Source organism: Daejeonella sp. (genome assembly GCF_037719425.1).
Classification (GTDB): Bacteria; Bacteroidota; Bacteroidia; order Sphingobacteriales; family Sphingobacteriaceae; genus Daejeonella.
The window spans coordinates 1-2,845 of sequence record NZ_JBBJNI010000187.1; the positions used below are offsets into that span (position 1 = coordinate 1).

General features: G+C 44.2%; 4 protein-coding genes. 1 reads left to right on the forward strand and 3 read right to left on the reverse strand.

Going from position 1 to position 2,845, the window contains the following annotated elements; translation table 11 throughout:
- The 3 genes from WKF69_RS17760 to WKF69_RS17770 form a co-directional block, all read right to left on the reverse strand.
- On the reverse strand, window positions 1-648 hold a 648-nt coding region (locus WKF69_RS17760; RefSeq protein ID WP_340383595.1), incomplete at its 3' end, for a TPM domain-containing protein.
- Window positions 649-680: 32 nt separating this feature from the next.
- Entirely contained in the window at window positions 681-1,115 is a 435-nt protein-coding gene (locus WKF69_RS17765; protein WP_340383597.1) for a TPM domain-containing protein, read from the reverse strand.
- A gap of 64 nt (window positions 1,116-1,179) precedes the next feature.
- A complete protein-coding gene (locus WKF69_RS17770; RefSeq protein ID WP_340383599.1) occupies window positions 1,180-1,758 on the reverse strand; it encodes a LemA family protein in 579 nt (192 codons plus the stop codon).
- Between the two features lie 88 nt (window positions 1,759-1,846).
- Here WKF69_RS17770 and WKF69_RS17775 point away from each other — a divergent pair.
- The coding region (locus WKF69_RS17775) for an FAD-dependent protein (RefSeq protein ID WP_340383601.1) at window positions 1,847-2,845 on the forward strand (999 nt) is incomplete at its 3' end.

Consider the following 2,845-nt stretch of genomic DNA (forward strand, 5'->3'; position numbering starts at 1 on the left):
CAGCCACCAGAACGGGCTGGCACCGCCACGGCCGCCAATAACCTGACTGTCGCCGCCACCGCCTCCACCCCGTTTTTTCAAAAGAAGCATTATAACGATGAATATTATAATAAACGGTACCATTGAGCCCCGTGATTTTTTGCTTGCTTTTGGGGTGTCGTTTTTATATTCGCCTTTTGTATAAGAAATAATAGCATCAGTACCCTGGTTTATACCAGCGAAATAATCCCCTGATTTGAAGTTAGGGGTGATCTCATTTTCGATGATCCGTCGGGCTATCGCATCTGGCAGTGCGCCCTCGACACCGTAACCTGTTTGAATAGTTACCTTTCGATCACCGAGCGACACCAGCAACACAACCCCATTATTATTCTTTTCACCACCTACACCCCAGCTCTCAGCAAGACGCTGAGTGTAATCTGCGACATCGTAACCTTCAAGTGACTTAATAACAACAACGGCAATCTGGGTAGATGTAGAATCATTGAAAGCAACCAGCTTTTGTTCAAGCTGATTGACCTGATCAGAAGAGAGAGTTTGGGTATAGTCATTTACCAGCCGGTTGGGTTTTGCTGGAAAAGTCTGCCCAAACAGAGTCACATTTAATGAAAGAAACAGTATGGTAAAAAGAAAATATTTTAATTTCATTTCAAACATGCGTTGAATTAGGTAAGAACCCATTATTTGCCATCCATATAGGAGATGTCATTTGGTAATTCATTTATATCGCTATCATGATAAGGGAAGAATGTTTGAAGCTGTTGTCCGGCAAGGTTAACTCCGGTTATAATTCCGCCAACCAGATCCTGATTCTTAAAGTGATTGAGCATTGCATCTTTCGTGCTGTTCCAGAAATCGTGCGGCACAAGGCGATTTATTCCTTCATCTCCTATGATTGCAAACTGGTGATCGCTGGTAGCAACATATATAAGCACACCATTTCTTTTAGCAGTCTTATGCATGTCCAATTTTTTGAAATAGTTGGCAGCTCGGTCTAATACAGGCTCGCTGCAGCTCTTTTCAATACAGACACGGATCTCGCCGGACGTAAACCGTTCAGCAGCCTCCACTGCCGCGGCGACGCGTTGTTGCTCTTCTTCGGTAAAAATTCCCATGGCGTAAATATTAATCGTCCCGGGCACCCCGGGACGATCAGTGTATAATGATTATAATAAACGCTTAAAATTCGACTTTTGGAGTTGTACTAGCGCCTGCATCAGCTTTGAAATACCCTTTTTGTTTGAAGCCAAACATACCTGCTGTCAGGTTATTTGGAAACGTCCGGATCTTGGAATTATAAGTTTGAGTGACCTCATTAAACTTTTGGCGTTCCACGGTGATGCGGTTTTCAGTTCCTTCCAGCTGCGATTGCAGTTCAAGGAAATTTTGATTTGCTTTTAATTCAGGATATGCTTCGACTGTAGCCAGTAAACGTCCTAAAGACTGGCCTAACTGTCCCTGAGCTGCCTGAAATTGTGCAATTGACTCGGGCGTGAGGTTAGTTGGATCAACTTGGATCGAACTGGCCTTAGCACGGGCTTCGGTAACATCTGTAAGAGTTTTTTGCTCAAAGTTAGCCGCCCCTTTTACTGACGCAACTAAGTTTGGAATCAGGTCTGCGCGCCGTTGATAGACATTTTCTACCTGACCCCACTGACCAGTTACCTGCTCATCTAATTGTACCATACTGTTATATCCGCATGAGCTTAGCGAAAGCACTGCGAAGAATCCAATGACTGTGAATATTGATTTTTTCATGTTTGTGAGTTTAATTTTTAAATCTACACCATAGGAATCAATTTTCATACCTTTGTTACACTTCCGGGATAGTACCCGGCAAATTATTATGATAAAAGAGATTGAACTGGTCCTTTTACCAGAAAATGCAGCTGACGAAAGCTCTATAAATGCAGCTGCTGTAAAGGCCCTAAATACGCCCTCAGAGCAGATTTCGCATATTCAGGTTATTAAGAGATCGATAGATGCCCGTGGCAGGAAGGTGGTTTATCGTTTAAAAGTTAATGTTTACATAGGCGAGCAGCCAACACCTGAAATTTTTGCTGTTAACTATCAAAATGTCAGCGACAAAAAGCCGGTATTGATTATAGGCGCGGGGCCGGCAGGTCTGTTTGCTGCTGTGAGATGCATTGAACTGGGATTGAAACCAATCATTGTTGAGCGCGGAAAAGATGTCAAACAAAGAAGGCGCGATCTGGCTCTGATAAATAGAGAGGGTATAATCGATCCTGATTCTAATTATTGTCACGGTGAAGGCGGCGCAGGAACCTATTCTGACGGCAAGCTTTACACCCGTTCCAATAAGCGTGGTGATATCCAATATGTTCTCAAAGCGTTAGTGGCGCATGGTGCAAGTGAAGATATACTTATAGATGCCCGTCCCCACATCGGGACGAACAAACTTCCTGGTATAATAAGCTCTATCCGCGATAGCATACTTAATGCTGGCGGAGAAGTACATTTTGACTGCCGCGTCACAGACCTGATTGTTTCAAACAGCAAATTAGCTGGTGTGATATGCGGAGATCGTACATTTAAAGCTGACACAGTCATCCTGGCAACAGGGCACTCAGCCCGTGACATCTATCATCTCCTCCGTAAACACAACATCAAAGTAGAAGCCAAGCCTTTCGCGCTGGGTGTTAGGATTGAACATCCACAGATCATAATTGATCAGGCTCAATATCATTGCGATGTGCGGGGCGAGTACCTTCCGCCCTCGAACTACAGTTTGGTTGATCAGGTAGACGACCGGGGAGTATTTTCCTTTTGTATGTGCCCCGGTGGGATTATTGCTCCCTGCTCCACAGAAGCCGATGAGATTGTA